This window comes from Pseudomonas sp. O230, from assembly GCF_045447035.1.
Classification (GTDB): Bacteria; Pseudomonadota; Gammaproteobacteria; order Pseudomonadales; family Pseudomonadaceae; genus Aquipseudomonas.
The window spans coordinates 252,598-265,801 of the sequence record NZ_JBJGXN010000011.1; the positions used below are offsets into that span (position 1 = coordinate 252,598).

A 13,204-nucleotide genomic window follows, 5' to 3' on the forward strand; every position below is an offset into this window, starting at 1 on the left:
TGATGTAAGGAAGCCCGATGCCTGATCCTGTTGCTGCCAGCTTGCGTCTAGCGCCCGAAGCGCTGACTCGTCCGTTTTCCGCTGAACAGTTCAGCTTCTCTACCACCAATGATCTGGAGCCCTTCCGTGGTGTGCTCGGCCAGGAACGTGCGGTCGAAGCCTTGCAGTTCGGTGTGGCCATGCCACGCCCCGGTTACAACGTATTCGTCATGGGCGAGCCTGGTACAGGCCGGTTTTCGTTCGTCAAACGCTACCTGAAGGCCGAAGGCAAGCGCCTGCAGACCCCGGCCGACTGGGTCTACGTCAACAATTTCGATGAGCCCCGCGAGCCGCGCGCCCTGGAGTTACCCTCGGGCACCGCCGGCGCGTTCATCGGTGATATCAACGCGTTGATCGACAACCTGCTGGCAACCTTTCCGGCGGTATTCGAACACCCGTCTTACCAGCAGAAAAAAAGCGCGATCGATCGCGCCTTCAACCAGCGCTACGACAAGGCGCTGGACATCATTGAGCGTCTGGCGCTGGAAAAGGAGGTCGCGTTGTACCGCGACGCCAGCAACATCGCGTTTACTCCGATGAGCGAAGGCAAAGCGCTGGATGAGGCGGAATTCGCCCAGTTGCCGGAAGCTGATCGCGAGCGTTTCCATGAAGACATTTCCGGTCTGGAAGAGCGTCTGAACGAAGAGCTCGCCAGCCTGCCGCAGTGGAAGCGCGAGTCGAGCAATCAACTGCGTCACCTCAACGAAGAAACCATCACCCTGGCCTTGCAGCCGTTGCTGTCGCCGCTGTCGGAAAAATACGCCGAGAACGCGGCGGTGTGCGGTTACCTGCAAGCGATGCAGGTTTACCTGCTGAAAACCGTGGTCGAGCAATTGGTCGACGACAGCAAGGTCGATGCGGTTGCGCGCAAGATGCTGGAAGAGCAATACGCGCCGAGCCTGGTGGTCGGTCATTCGTCCAGCGGTGGTGCACCGGTGGTGTTCGAGCCACATCCGACTTACGAAAACCTGTTCGGCCGTATCGAATACAGCACCGATCAGGGCGCGCTCTACACCACTTATCGTCAACTGCGACCGGGCGCACTGCACCGCGCCAACGGCGGTTTCCTGATCCTTGAAGCGGAAAAAATGCTCAGCGAGCCGTTCGTGTGGGATGCGCTCAAGCGCGCCCTGCAATCGCGCAAGCTGAAAATGGAATCGCCACTCGGTGAGTTGGGTCGTCTGGCCACCGTTACCCTGACCCCGCAACACATTCCGTTGCAGGTCAAAGTCGTGATCATTGGCGCCCGGCAGTTGTATTACACGCTGCAAGACCTCGATCCGGACTTCCAGGAGATGTTCCGCGTTCTGGTCGACTTCGACGAAGACATCCCGATGGTCGACGAGAGCCTGGAGCAGTTCGCCCAGTTGCTGAAAACCCGTACCTCCGAAGAAGGCATGGCGCCGCTGACCGCCGACGCGGTGGCGCGCCTGGCGACTTACAGTGCGCGTCTGGCGGAACACCAGGGACGTTTGTCGGCGAGGATCGGGGACCTGTTCCAACTGGTCAGCGAGGCGGATTTCATTCGTCACCTGGCCGGAGATGAAATGACCGACGCCGGGCACATCGAGCGTGCGCTCAAGGCCAAGGCCACTCGCACCGGGCGCGTGTCGGCACGGATTCTCGATGACATGCTGGCCGGGATCATCCTGATCGACACTGATGGCGCGGCAGTCGGCAAGTGCAACGGGCTGACGGTGCTGGAAGTCGGGGATTCGGCATTCGGTGTGCCCGCGCGGATTTCCGCCACGGTGTATCCGGGTGGCAGCGGCATTGTCGACATCGAACGTGAAGTTAACCTCGGCCAACCGATTCACTCCAAAGGCGTGATGATCCTCACCGGGTATCTGGGCAGCCGTTACGCCCAGGAATTCCCGCTGGCGATTTCCGCGAGTATCGCCCTGGAGCAGTCCTACGGTTACGTCGATGGTGACAGTGCTTCACTGGGTGAGGCGTGCACGCTGATCTCGGCGCTGTCGAAAACGCCACTCAAGCAATGCTTTGCGATCACCGGCTCGATCAACCAGTTTGGCGAAGTGCAGGCGGTGGGTGGGGTCAACGAGAAGATCGAAGGCTTCTTCCGCCTCTGCGAAGCTCGCGGACTGACCGGTGAGCAGGGGGCGATCATTCCTCAGGCCAACGTGGCCACGCTGATGCTCGACGAGAAGGTGCTGGCAGCGGTGCGTGCGGGGCAATTCCACGTTTACGCGGTACGCCAGGCTGACGAAGCGCTGGGCCTGTTGGTTGGCGAGCCTGCCGGTGCGCCTGATGAAAATGGCGAGTTTCCTGAAGGCAGCGTGAATGCGCGGGTGGTAGAACGCTTGCGGGTGATTGCGGAAATGATCAGCGAAGAAGACCTGAAAGAAGCCGAGAAGGAGGCAGCGCAGGAAGCGCTGGTGGAGGCCAAGCCGGCCTGACACGACTCCTGGGGTCATTCCTGATCCACTGTGGGAGCGAGCCTGCTCGCGAAAGCGGTGTCTCAGTCGACATTTATGTCAGCTGAGACTCGCTCTTCGCGAGCAGGCTCGCTCCCGCGTTGGTATCCGGTTGAACCTCAAAAAGTGCCATCACTCTGACGTCAATATTCACACAATGACCATTCGGCGCCTTCTGGTCTCAGTTGGCGTGCGCACCTGACTTTTCTTCTATTCTCAGCTCAAGGATATCGACAGTAATCACTGGATCGAGACAGCTCTCCCGTGGGGGCTGAACACCGGATCTACCGAGGGTCGCCGTCATGTCGCGCAACCTCTGCCTCACTCGTCAATGTTTGGGTCTTGTGACCCGTATCGAATGCGCCATCAAGCCATTGGCTGGCGATACGGGCATGTGGACCTTGCTTTTCGCCGCCGGAATGGCCGGCGAACAACCCTCAGCCATCAAAGCCCAGGGCCCGTTTCATGGCCCCTTCGTGGCTGAGTCGATCCTCGACACCATCGTTGAAAGTCTGACCTTGCACGGCTATGAACTGGCCGATGACCCGCAAATCTGGTGCCTGCACCTGCAAGCCCAGTTGCGGGAAATCAATGGGGGACGTTGCCGCAACCTGGGCGGCTTCGAGTTTCGCCCCGATCACTGAGGCGACTATTGGGCAAGGCTGGACGTATCCGCCTTGTCGAGCTTGACCTCGAAACCATATTGCACGGTGGTGAGGTCGGTTCGCTGATAGGTTTCCAGACGTGTGGGCTGGCCATAGAAGTAATGCACGGCGAATAGCGCCGGGCCTTGCGCGCTCGCATCGTGAATGACCGAAAGAATCTCCTTGAGGTAATGGCCGCTGTCGTCCTTGGCGAAAAAGCGCCAGTCCTGGGCGGGAAACAGCTTCAGATCAACCACCAGCGCATTGCCTTTCAATTCCAGGCCTTTGGGCAGTGAGTGGGCGTCGAGAGTTTGCTTGGCGACCGTTGCCAGGAACAGCGGCATGGAGCCCACAGCGTACGCCGGTGTTTGCGCGAACAGGTTCAAGTCATACGTGATGATGCCGCGCAGAGGGTCGATCTGGTACGCCTCTGGCGGCAGTTCGATCGGCTCATCGCGTTTCCCGCTGCTGTCTTCGGTAAAGAAGCTGACCGGACTGTCGCCAGGGTTGAAGGAGGTGCCAAGCAGCTCATCATTGAAACTGCGGGTGTGATCGAACTCGATGCGCGCGGCGCTAGGATCATCGACCGACTGACGAATCCTCACACCCTTTTTCAGCTGCTCCTCATCCAGCGTTGCCCCTTTGAGCCAGTTCGGGGCCTGATCGTCGTACACCACCACCGGTAACGTCAGTGGATGGACGGTTTTTTCGGTGGTGTGCTGATCGAAGCGACGGACCGCCAGGTTCAGATCCTTGCGCGTCACCGTGGCCGCAGAGAAGTCCAACAAACTGACTTCCAGGGTTTCGATTGGCCCGTTGAAATACACTTTGGAGTAGTGTTTGCCCTGTTGCTTCTCAAAGGCGCGCTGTTCTTCATCGAGCTGTTTTTCGAGCGCCTCGCTCCAGGCTTTTTGCTGCTGCATCTTCGCCAGTTGTTTCTGATAGAAGGCAATCTGCGCCGGGGTTTCGTTGATCGAGCCCGAGCGCACGAGAAATTGCCCGGTGGTATCCCTGGCCTGAACGATTAGCGGGTTTAGAGAGGTGTCGCGGACCTCGGGCGCCAGCGGTGCGCTGTTGTTGAATTCGATTTCGGCGTAGTTGTTTGTCAGTGACAGCAGGGTGACGCTGAGGTTGTCGTTGGTGCGGGTCTGGCCAACGTCCTTTTTCGTCAGGTCGAAGCTGTAAAGCCTGCGCGGCGCGATCACTTCTACTTTGCCCTGCAGGCTGGCGGGCTGCGGCTGATTCTTGTTTTCCACGTCCAGACCGTCGATGAAGGGGTAGGTCACCGTAAGATCGTCGGGGTTGGTCAGGTTGGAACTCGACGGACTCAACTGAATGCCAGGATCGGTTTCCGACCATTCGGGTTGGAACGGGATGACACGCTTGTTGCTCAGGGTCACTGATTGCCATTCCAGGCCGTGGGGGAAAAGAAACGTGTCCGGGATGTTGAAGTTGAAGGGGAATACCGGTTGCAGATCGGTCAGGTAGTCGGAGCTGGAATCCTTGTGCAGCACGAACAGACCGTTGATGTACGTGTCGACCAGGGCTTGTGGCGTGGGGTAGTGCTTGAGTACGGCAAGGACGTCTTCGCTGTATTCGGTTTCCACGGGTTTGCTGTCGAGTTTGAGTTGCGCGCGCTCGAGCAGCAGTAGGGAACCGCCGAGTTCGGCCACGGCCTCCTTGAGTTTCGGATCCTGAATGGCATCCAGGTTTTTTTCGAGCTGCGCGGTCTTTTCCTCGAGGCTGACCTGGCGTTTGTCATCGCTGGGTGAGCAGCCGCTCATCAGCAGAGCCAAGCCGATTGCGGCACTCGTCAAAGGCAATCGCACATCCATTTCCCGTCTTCCTGTCCGAGGTCGCTGAACTGTCAATGGTTTGGACACTAGCAGAAAAAACTTGTCTTACACGCGCAGGTTGCGGATTTTCGGGCGGTTTCTGGGTGTAACAGGTGACTGGTATACTCGCGGCCATTTCCAAGCCCACTGTGTGAGATTCAATGGAACGCTTTATCGAAAACGCAATGTACGCCTCCCGCTGGCTGCTGGCGCCGATCTACTTCGGACTGTCCCTCGGGCTGCTGGCCCTGGCGCTGAAATTCTTCCAGGAAGTTTTCCACGTCATCCCTAACGTGTTCTCGATGGCCGAATCGGATCTGATTCTGGTGCTGCTGTCGCTGATCGACATGGCACTGGTGGGCGGTTTGCTGGTGATGGTGATGATTTCCGGCTACGAGAACTTCGTCTCCGAACTGGACATCGACGACAGCAAAGAAAAGCTCAACTGGCTGGGCACCATGGATTCGTCTTCGTTGAAGATGAAGGTCGCGGCGTCCATCGTGGCAATTTCGTCGATCCACCTGCTGCGGATCTTCATGGACGCCAAGAACGTCGATCCCGAGCATTTGAAGTGGTACGTGATCATTCACATGACCTTCGTGGTGTCGGCCTTTGCCATGGGGTATCTGGATAAGCTGACCAAGCACTGATTGCTGCGTTTTTACCTTTGCACTCCGCCCGTCTGTTGCGAAACAGACGGGCGGCGTCGTTTATGGCTTGTACTTTGATGCGGTGAGGCCTATGCCTGTAAGGATGTTGGCTCGCCACTGTGTGAGGTACGTTCATGAACCTGCAAGAGCTGAATGCCTATGCCATCGCCGGGAAGGTCGATGAGTTGAACCTGATCTCCATGGAAGGTGGAATCTACCTGTTGGAAGCGCGCATGCACGGCGCGGCGTATCCCTTGAGCGACGCCCGCGGCCAGATGTTTCATCTGCGCTCGGTCGAGCATGCACGCGAAATACTCCATGCCTGCCCCAGCTTGCCGTTCAACCTTGTGCATACCTCGGTTCATGACGAAATGTGCGGTCTGGGCGGCAGTGCAGGAGAAAGCCTGAAGGTGCCGATCGCTTTCCGTGCAACAGGGCAGCGCTGACACCTCTCATCAGCGCAACGACATCTGTGCTAGTCTGCTGGCCCTTTTGGTTCCGGGCGCTCCGGGACGCGCTGTGCACGCACGGCAAGTTCCAGGGCCGTCCGCACAGCGGAGCAGTGTCATGTCCGAAGTAAATCTGTCCACCGACGAAACCCGCGTCAGCTACGGCATTGGCCGTCAGCTGGGCGACCAACTGCGCGACAATCCGCCACCGGGCGTTAGCCTGGACGCGATCCTGGCTGGTCTGACTGACGCCTTTGCCGGCAAGGAAAGCCGTGTAGGTCAGGAAGAAATGTCCGCCAGCTTCAAGGTTATCCGTGAAATCATGCAAGCCGAAGCTGCTGCCAAAGCTGAAGCGGCTGCTGGCGAAGGCCTGGCGTTCCTGGCTGAAAACGCCAAGCGCGATGGCATCACCACCCTGGCTTCCGGTCTGCAATTCGAAGTGCTGACCGCCGGTGAAGGCGCCAAGCCGACCCGTGAAGACCAAGTGCGTACTCACTACCACGGCACCCTGATTGACGGCACTGTGTTCGACAGCTCCTACGAGCGCGGTCAGCCTGCAGAGTTTCCGGTGGGCGGCGTGATCGCTGGCTGGACCGAAGCGCTGCAACTGATGAACGCCGGTAGCAAATGGCGTCTGTACGTGCCGAGCGAACTGGCATACGGCGCTCAAGGCGTTGGCAGCATTCCGCCGCACAGCGTACTGGTCTTCGACGTCGAGCTGCTCGACGTTCTGTAAGCCTGACTACCTTGTAGGAGGCGGCTTGCTGGCGATTGCATCACCGGGGTGTTCCTGAAACACCGAGGTGGCTGGATCGCCAGCAAGCCGACTCCTGCAGGTTTGATGTGTTTCATATTTCGATTTTGTGCTGAAGTTCACTGGTCGGGCGCAACGCCCGGGCATAGCAGAACAGAAACAGATTGCGTACCAGTTCCTTGAGCACCACCGGCTCGCTGGAGCTCAAGCCGTTGACGTCCAAGTCACCTTGATCCTGCAGTTCGTTCAAGGCTTCTTCTTCAAGCACCGCACAGACTTCCCCGGTTTCCCGATGCAGGATCCTGAGGTAAGGGTGTGGGCGGTCCAGCCAGGCATCGATCAAATAAGTCATGGGTCTCATCTCCATTGATTGGTTTCAATGAGAATAATTCCTATTCATTAAATAGCAAGGACCTATTGGCGGTTTGTGATTTTTTCCGGGTAAAGATTGCGTAGGGTCAAAACGGCTGGCGCATGGCTATCGCGAGGAAATGCCGGGCGCTGCGGGGGATGGTAAAGCACCATCCCACGCAGGGCGCGGGATGGAGGACAGCAAATTCAGACTTTTCTGACGAACTCGGATTTGAGCTTCATCGGGCCGATGCCGTCGATCTTGCAGTCGATGTCGTGATCGCCATCGCACAGACGGATGTTTTTGACCTTGGTGCCGACCTTGACCACCAGTGATGTGCCTTTGACCTTGAGGTCCTTGATCACGGTAATGGTGTCGCCGTCTTGCAGGACATTGCCCACCGAATCCTTTTTTACAGTGTCATCGGACGCCGCTTCCGCATCGCTGCTGGCGGACCACTCGTGGGCGCACTCCGGGCAGATCAGCTGCGCGCCGTCTTCATAGGTGTATTCGGAATTGCATTTCGGGCAGGGTGGCAACGTGCTCACTAAAGCTCCTTGGATTCAGGATCGCTAAAAAGCGCACATTGTATAGGGTTTTAGGCGGGAGAGGGTCGCGGACCTGTAGGCGCCTGCTTGCTGGCGATGTATACGCCTCGGTGTGTCAGGAGCACCGAGGTGATGCAATCGCCAGCAAGCCGGTTCCTACAATGGGGATCAGTGTGTGCGGGCGACCGCAAACTCGCTCAATTCCACCAATGCGTCGCGGTATTCGCTGGCGGGCAGCGCGTCGAGGCATTTGATCGCACGGGCCACGTAGTCGCGGGCCAGTTGCGCGGTGTACTCAAGGGAGCCGGAAGCTTCAACGGCCTCGCGGATGCTCTCGAGGTCTTCGATGCCACCTTTCTGGATCGCCTTGCGCACCAGGGCCGCCTGTTCCGGCGTGCCTTCGCGCATGGTGTAGATCAGCGGCAGGGTCGGCTTGCCTTCGGCCAGATCGTCACCGACGTTCTTGCCCAGGGTCTCTGCGTCACCTTTGTAGTCCAGCAGGTCGTCGACCAGTTGGAAGGCGACGCCCAGGTGGTCGCCAAAGGTGCGCAGGGCTTCGGCCTGTTCCGGCGTAGCTTCGCAGAGGGCGGCGGCGCTGTGGGTCGAAGCCTCGAACAGCATCGCGGTTTTACCGCGGATGACTTCCATGTAGGTTTCTTCGGTGGTACTCGCGTCGCGAACCTTGGACAGCTGCAACACTTCGCCTTCGGCGATGATGCGCGTGGCTTGCGAAAGGATTTTCATCACCGGCATGGAGCCCAGTTCGACCATCATTTCGAAGGAGCGCGAGTACAGGAAGTCGCCCACCAGCACGCTGGGCGCGTTGCCCCACATGGCGTTGGCCGTCGAGCGACCACGGCGCATGCCGGACATGTCGACCACATCGTCGTGCAGCAGGGTGGCGGTATGCAGGAACTCGATGGTCGCGGCCAGCAGGCGCAGGTCATCGCCTTCGCGGCCCAGGGCCTTGCCGCACAGCAGCACCAATAAAGGACGCAGGCGTTTGCCGCCGGCCGAGGTGATGTAATCGCCGATTTTCGAAACCAGCGGCACTCGGGAAGTCAGCTGCTTCTTGATGATGCCGTCGACGGCGCTAAAATCGTCCGCCACCGCGCGGTAGAAAGCTTGGGGTTGCATCAGCGACAGTTGCTCCAGAAGGGTTGCGCGGCATGCTAGGACCCACGTCGGCGGGTGTCAAGGCACGATGGACGGCCTCTTGCATCGCCCCGGCAGCTTGCGTACAATCGCGCACCCTGAACTTCCTGGGCAGCACCTGCCTTACGCAATTGCAAACAGGCCTTCCAGCCCTATGCAGCCATGCCAGCCAATACCTCTTCTTATAAAGAGCTGGGTGAGCAGGATTATCGGAGAAATACCATGTCGTACGCAGTAATTGTTACTGGTGGCAAGCAATACAAGGTCGCCCCAGGTGAATACCTGAAGATCGAAAAACTGGAAATCGCTACTGGCGAATCCGTTACGTTTGATCGCGTTCTGTTGGTCGCCAATGGCGATGACGTGAACATCGGCGCTCCAGTTGTTGCCGGCGCTACCGTTGTGGCTGAAGTGATCTCCCAAGGTCGTCACGATAAAATCCGCATCATCAAGTTCCGTCGTCGTAAGCACCACATGAAGCGTATGGGCCACCGCCAGTGGTACACCGAGATCAAAATCACCGGTATTCAGGCTTAATTTCAGCCTAATTCCTCACTAGGAGAATTGACTCATGGCACACAAAAAAGCTGGTGGTAGTACCCGTAACGGTCGCGACTCAGAAGCCAAACGCCTTGGCGTGAAGATGTATGGCGGCCAGGTTATCATTCCGGGCAACATCATCGTGCGTCAGCGCGGCACCCAATTCCACGCCGGTTACGGTGTTGGCATGGGTAAAGATCACACTCTGTTCGCTAAAATCGACGGCGTGATCAAGTTCGAAGTAAAAGGCGCTTTCAATCGCCGTTACGTGAGCATTGTCCCGAAGACTGTAGTCGTCGCGGCATAATTACGTAGATGCTGGAAAAGCCCTGTCTCGCGACGGGGCTTTTTCGTTTGTGGGGTGAGTCTCTTGCAAAGCTGTTTGTAATGGGCTCCAGCGCTGGATTTGCGGTCGTTGATTGAGGTCGCTGCGCTCATTTTTGCAAGAGTCTTATGTCTGGATTTTTTCGGCTCGTCCGTATGGCGAGAGGCGTTTTGTTATGAAGTTTGTTGATGAAGTATCGATTCGAGTAAAGGCCGGTGACGGCGGCAACGGTTGCATGAGCTTCCGTCGCGAGAAATTCATTGAAAACGGCGGCCCGAACGGCGGCGACGGTGGTGATGGCGGCTCGGTCTACATGATCGCCGATGAAAACCTCAACACCCTGGTGGACTACCGTTACACCCGGCATTTCGATGCCGAGCGCGGTTCCAACGGCGGCAGCACCGATTGCACCGGCAAGAAAGGTGAAGAGTTGGTGTTGCGTGTTCCGGTCGGCACCACCGTCATCGACGCCGCCACTCAGGAAGTGATCGGCGACCTGACCAGGGCGGGTCAGAAGCTGCTGGTGGCTCATGGTGGTTGGCACGGTCTGGGTAACACCCGTTTCAAATCCAGTACCAACCGCGCTCCGCGTCAGACCACTCCGGGTAAGCCGGGTGAGGCGCGTGACCTGAAGCTGGAAATGAAGGTGTTGGCGGACGTTGGCCTGCTGGGCTTGCCGAATGCTGGCAAAAGTACCTTCATTCGCTCGGTATCGGCCGCCAAGCCGAAAGTCGCCGACTACCCGTTCACCACGCTGGTGCCGAACCTGGGTGTGGTCAGCGTCGATCGTTGGAAGAGCTTCGTGGTCGCGGACATCCCGGGCCTGATCGAAGGTGCTTCCGACGGTGCTGGCCTGGGGATTCGCTTCCTCAAGCATTTGTCGCGTACGCGTTTGCTGTTGCACCTCGTGGACATGGCGCCGCTGGATGACACCAGCGCCCCGGATGCTGCTGAAGTGATCGTCAGCGAGTTGACCAAGTTCAGCCCGTCTCTGGCTGAGCGTGATCGTTGGTTGGTGCTGAACAAGTGCGACCAGATCCTTGAAGAAGAGCACGATGCTCGCGTCAAGGAAATCGTTGATCGTCTGGAGTGGACCGGTCCGGTTTACGTGATCTCCGCGATCTCCAAGCTGGGCACCGAACGTCTGTGCCACGACATCATGCGTTACATGGAAGATCGTGCTGATCGCCTGGCGAATGACCCGGCTTACAAGGAAGAGCTGGCCGAGCTCGATCAGCGCATCGAAGACGAAGCGCGTGCTCAGTTGCAGGCGCTGGATGACCAGCGTGCCCTGCGTCGCAGCGGCGTGAAGTCGGTCCATGACATCGGCGACGATGATTGGGACGAAGAAGACGTGGATGACGAAGACGGTCCGGAAATCATTTACGTGCGCGACTGATTCGTTGCAGTAAACTTAAGCGCCGCTCACTCGAGCGGCGTTTTAGTATCTGGAAATCGGTAGTCACGAATAACGTTACGGGCGGCGCTGGGTCGCGCTGCCCTCAAGCTAAGGTTGAAGATGATGCGGAGCAAGGTGACAGGTGCGCAGCGTTGGGTCGTGAAGATCGGCAGCGCTCTGCTGACGGCGGATGGCAAGGGCCTGGATCGCGCGGCAATGGGTGTCTGGGTCGAGCAGATGGTGGCTTTGCATGAGGCGGGCGTCGAGTTGGTGCTGGTGTCCTCAGGGGCAGTGGCGGCGGGCATGAGCCGTCTGGGCTGGACCGTACGACCCAGTGCGATGCACGAATTGCAGGCGGCTGCCGCCATCGGTCAGATGGGGCTGGTTCAGGCTTGGGAGTCGAGCTTTGCCGAGCATGGCCGGCACACCGCGCAGATTCTGCTGACGCACGACGACCTGTCCGATCGCAAGCGCTACCTGAATGCCCGCAGCACCTTGCGTGCACTGGTCGAGTTGAAAGTGATCCCGGTGATCAATGAAAACGACACCGTGGTCACTGACGAAATCCGTTTCGGCGACAACGACACGCTCGCAGCGTTGGTGGCCAATCTGGTCGAAGCTGATTTGCTGGTGATCCTGACGGATCGCGACGGCATGTTCGACGCCGATCCGCGCAACAACCCTGACGCCCAGCTGATTTACGAGGCGCGCGCTGATGATCCGGCGCTGGATGCAGTGGCGGGCGGTACCGGCGGTGCGTTGGGTCGCGGCGGGATGCAGACCAAGTTGCGCGCTGCGCGTTTGGCCGCGCGTTCCGGTGCGCACACCATCATCGTTGGCGGGCGCCTTGAGCGTGTGCTGGATCGCCTGAAGGCGGGCGAGCGCATTGGCACCTTGCTGTCACCTGAGCGCGGCATGCTGGCAGCGCGCAAGCAGTGGCTGGCCGGGCATCTGCAAACCCGTGGCACGCTGGTGTTGGATGCTGGTGCGGTGGCGGCGTTGTCCCAAGGCAACAAAAGCCTGCTGCCGGTCGGCGTCAAACTGGTTCAGGGCAGTTTCCGTCGCGGCGAAATGGTCGTGTGCGTGGCGCCCGACGGTCGTGAGATCGCCCGTGGCCTGGCCAACTACAGCGCGCTGGAAGCACAAAAAATCATCGGTCAGTCGTCTGAGGCGATTGTCGGTCTGTTGGGTTACATGGCGGAACCGGAACTGGTTCATCGCGATAACCTGATCCTGGTCTGAAGGAATATTTGAATGCGCGTGACAAAAGGATTGTTGGGGCTGCTGTTGGCGATGCCGCTGCTGGCCTCGGCCGAGGAGATTGGCCAGGTGTCGACGGTGTTCAAGTTCGTCGGTCCGAATGACCGCATCGTCGTTGAAGCGTTTGATGATCCGAAAGTCGAAGGCGTGACTTGCTATCTTTCGCGCGCCAAAACTGGCGGTGTGAAGGGCGGCTTGGGTCTGGCTGAGGATCGCGCTGAAGCCTCTCTTGCTTGTCGCCAGGTTGGGCCGATCAACTTCAAGGGCGAACTGAAGGATGGCGAAGAGGTGTTCAAGGAGCGCACATCGCTGGTATTCAAGACGATGCAGGTGGTGCGCTTTCTCGACAAGAAGCGCAATACGCTGGTGTACCTGGTCTACAGCGATCGCTTGATCGAAGGCAGCCCGCAGAATGCGGTGACGGCGATCCCGATCCTGCCGTGGGCGCACGCCCAGTAAACTGTTGTTTTTGCCAAATCGCAGGCAATAAAAAACCGACCCTGGGGTCGGTTTTTCAACAAGCTTATCGCTTATGCGGCAACAGCAAGGTTCAGAGCCTTGACGTGACCGTTCAGGCGGCTCTTATGACGAGCTGCCTTGTTCTTGTGGATGATGCCTTTATCGGCCATACGGTCGATAACTGGCACGGCCAGAACGTAAGCTGCTTGAGCTTTTTCAGCGTCTTTTGCGTCGATGGCCTTAACTACATTCTTGATGTAGGTACGAACCATGGAACGCAGGCTGGCGTTGTGGCTGCGACGCTTCTCAGCCTGTTTTGCACGTTTTTTGGCGGAAGGTGTGTTGGCCACCGTCGAGCTC

Annotated in this window: 15 protein-coding genes; 10 read left to right on the forward strand and 5 right to left on the reverse strand. The window is 58.5% G+C overall.

What is annotated here, in order from left to right; all coding sequences use genetic code 11:
* The first annotated feature begins 17 nt into the window (after window positions 1-17).
* Window positions 18-2,456 (forward strand): Lon protease family protein, encoded by a 2,439-nt coding sequence (locus ACI77H_RS24545; protein WP_407014228.1) that lies wholly within the window; start codon window positions 18-20, stop codon window positions 2,454-2,456.
* 320 nt (window positions 2,457-2,776) lie between these two features.
* Complete coding sequence (locus ACI77H_RS24550) at window positions 2,777-3,118, forward strand: hypothetical protein (protein WP_017340866.1); 342 nt, start codon at window positions 2,777-2,779, stop codon at window positions 3,116-3,118.
* 5 nt (window positions 3,119-3,123) lie between these two features.
* On the opposite strand, the gene ACI77H_RS24555 is transcribed toward ACI77H_RS24550, so the two are convergent.
* Window positions 3,124-4,953, reverse strand: coding sequence for a hypothetical protein (locus tag ACI77H_RS24555; protein WP_407014229.1), 1,830 nt, complete (start codon window positions 4,951-4,953; stop codon window positions 3,124-3,126).
* Window positions 4,954-5,114: 161 nt separating this feature from the next.
* Here ACI77H_RS24555 and ACI77H_RS24560 point away from each other — a divergent pair, with 161 nt between their 5' ends.
* From ACI77H_RS24560 to ACI77H_RS24570, 3 genes are all read left to right on the forward strand, one after another.
* Window positions 5,115-5,603 carry a TIGR00645 family protein gene (locus tag ACI77H_RS24560; protein ID WP_407014230.1) on the forward strand — a complete coding sequence of 163 codons (489 nt, stop codon included), beginning with the start codon at window positions 5,115-5,117 and terminating at the stop codon, window positions 5,601-5,603.
* Between the two features lie 134 nt (window positions 5,604-5,737).
* A complete protein-coding gene (locus ACI77H_RS24565) occupies window positions 5,738-6,049 on the forward strand; it encodes a DUF6482 family protein (RefSeq protein ID WP_407014231.1) in 312 nt (103 codons plus the stop codon).
* A 121-nt stretch (window positions 6,050-6,170) separates the two neighbouring features.
* On the forward strand, window positions 6,171-6,788 hold the full coding sequence (locus ACI77H_RS24570; RefSeq protein ID WP_008028844.1) for an FKBP-type peptidyl-prolyl cis-trans isomerase: 618 nt from the start codon (window positions 6,171-6,173) through the stop codon (window positions 6,786-6,788).
* Between the two features lie 112 nt (window positions 6,789-6,900).
* Here ACI77H_RS24570 and ACI77H_RS24575 read toward each other — a convergent pair whose 3' ends face one another.
* From ACI77H_RS24575 to ACI77H_RS24585, 3 genes are all read right to left on the reverse strand, one after another.
* Window positions 6,901-7,158 carry a hypothetical protein gene (locus tag ACI77H_RS24575; protein ID WP_407014232.1) on the reverse strand — a complete coding sequence of 86 codons (258 nt, stop codon included), beginning with the start codon at window positions 7,156-7,158 and terminating at the stop codon, window positions 6,901-6,903.
* A 206-nt stretch (window positions 7,159-7,364) separates the two neighbouring features.
* Entirely contained in the window at window positions 7,365-7,706 is a 342-nt protein-coding gene (locus tag ACI77H_RS24580; RefSeq protein WP_407014233.1) for a zinc ribbon domain-containing protein YjdM, read from the reverse strand.
* A 168-nt stretch (window positions 7,707-7,874) separates the two neighbouring features.
* Entirely contained in the window at window positions 7,875-8,843 is a 969-nt protein-coding gene (locus ACI77H_RS24585; RefSeq protein ID WP_017340860.1) for a polyprenyl synthetase family protein, read from the reverse strand.
* Window positions 8,844-9,083: 240 nt separating this feature from the next.
* Between ACI77H_RS24585 and rplU the strand changes: the two genes are divergently transcribed.
* From rplU to ACI77H_RS24610, 5 genes are all read left to right on the forward strand, one after another.
* Window positions 9,084-9,398 carry a 50S ribosomal protein L21 gene (gene rplU / locus ACI77H_RS24590; RefSeq protein WP_003230856.1) on the forward strand — a complete coding sequence of 105 codons (315 nt, stop codon included), beginning with the start codon at window positions 9,084-9,086 and terminating at the stop codon, window positions 9,396-9,398.
* Window positions 9,399-9,432: 34 nt separating this feature from the next.
* The gene (gene rpmA / locus ACI77H_RS24595; protein ID WP_407014234.1) at window positions 9,433-9,708 is read left to right on the forward strand and encodes a 50S ribosomal protein L27; all 276 of its coding nucleotides are present in this window, start codon (window positions 9,433-9,435) and stop codon (window positions 9,706-9,708) included.
* Window positions 9,709-9,901: 193 nt separating this feature from the next.
* Window positions 9,902-11,125, forward strand: coding sequence for an Obg family GTPase CgtA (cgtA, locus tag ACI77H_RS24600; protein WP_407014235.1), 1,224 nt, complete (start codon window positions 9,902-9,904; stop codon window positions 11,123-11,125).
* Window positions 11,126-11,248: 123 nt separating this feature from the next.
* Window positions 11,249-12,367 carry a glutamate 5-kinase gene (gene proB, locus ACI77H_RS24605; protein ID WP_407014307.1) on the forward strand — a complete coding sequence of 373 codons (1,119 nt, stop codon included), beginning with the start codon at window positions 11,249-11,251 and terminating at the stop codon, window positions 12,365-12,367.
* Between the two features lie 12 nt (window positions 12,368-12,379).
* On the forward strand, window positions 12,380-12,844 hold the full coding sequence (locus ACI77H_RS24610) for a CreA family protein (RefSeq protein ID WP_407014236.1): 465 nt from the start codon (window positions 12,380-12,382) through the stop codon (window positions 12,842-12,844).
* 71 nt (window positions 12,845-12,915) lie between these two features.
* Here ACI77H_RS24610 and rpsT read toward each other — a convergent pair whose 3' ends face one another.
* A complete protein-coding gene (rpsT, locus tag ACI77H_RS24615; RefSeq protein WP_008154937.1) occupies window positions 12,916-13,194 on the reverse strand; it encodes a 30S ribosomal protein S20 in 279 nt (92 codons plus the stop codon).
* Window positions 13,195-13,204 lie beyond the last annotated feature (10 nt).

Coding starts and splice junctions, on each gene's coding strand:
- ACI77H_RS24545 (WP_407014228.1), top strand. CDS start 18: ATGCCTGATCCTGTTGCTGCCAGCTTGCGTCTAGCGCCCGAAGCGCTG.
- ACI77H_RS24550 (WP_017340866.1), top strand. CDS start 2,777: ATGTCGCGCAACCTCTGCCTCACTCGTCAATGTTTGGGTCTTGTGACC.
- ACI77H_RS24555 (WP_407014229.1), bottom strand. CDS start 4,953: ATGGATGTGCGATTGCCTTTGACGAGTGCCGCAATCGGCTTGGCTCTG.
- ACI77H_RS24560 (WP_407014230.1), top strand. CDS start 5,115: ATGGAACGCTTTATCGAAAACGCAATGTACGCCTCCCGCTGGCTGCTG.
- ACI77H_RS24565 (WP_407014231.1), top strand. CDS start 5,738: ATGAACCTGCAAGAGCTGAATGCCTATGCCATCGCCGGGAAGGTCGAT.
- ACI77H_RS24570 (WP_008028844.1), top strand. CDS start 6,171: ATGTCCGAAGTAAATCTGTCCACCGACGAAACCCGCGTCAGCTACGGC.
- ACI77H_RS24575 (WP_407014232.1), bottom strand. CDS start 7,158: ATGACTTATTTGATCGATGCCTGGCTGGACCGCCCACACCCTTACCTC.
- ACI77H_RS24585 (WP_017340860.1), bottom strand. CDS start 8,843: ATGCAACCCCAAGCTTTCTACCGCGCGGTGGCGGACGATTTTAGCGCC.
- rplU (WP_003230856.1), top strand. CDS start 9,084: ATGTCGTACGCAGTAATTGTTACTGGTGGCAAGCAATACAAGGTCGCC.
- rpmA (WP_407014234.1), top strand. CDS start 9,433: ATGGCACACAAAAAAGCTGGTGGTAGTACCCGTAACGGTCGCGACTCA.
- cgtA (WP_407014235.1), top strand. CDS start 9,902: ATGAAGTTTGTTGATGAAGTATCGATTCGAGTAAAGGCCGGTGACGGC.
- proB (WP_407014307.1), top strand. CDS start 11,249: ATGCGGAGCAAGGTGACAGGTGCGCAGCGTTGGGTCGTGAAGATCGGC.
- ACI77H_RS24610 (WP_407014236.1), top strand. CDS start 12,380: ATGCGCGTGACAAAAGGATTGTTGGGGCTGCTGTTGGCGATGCCGCTG.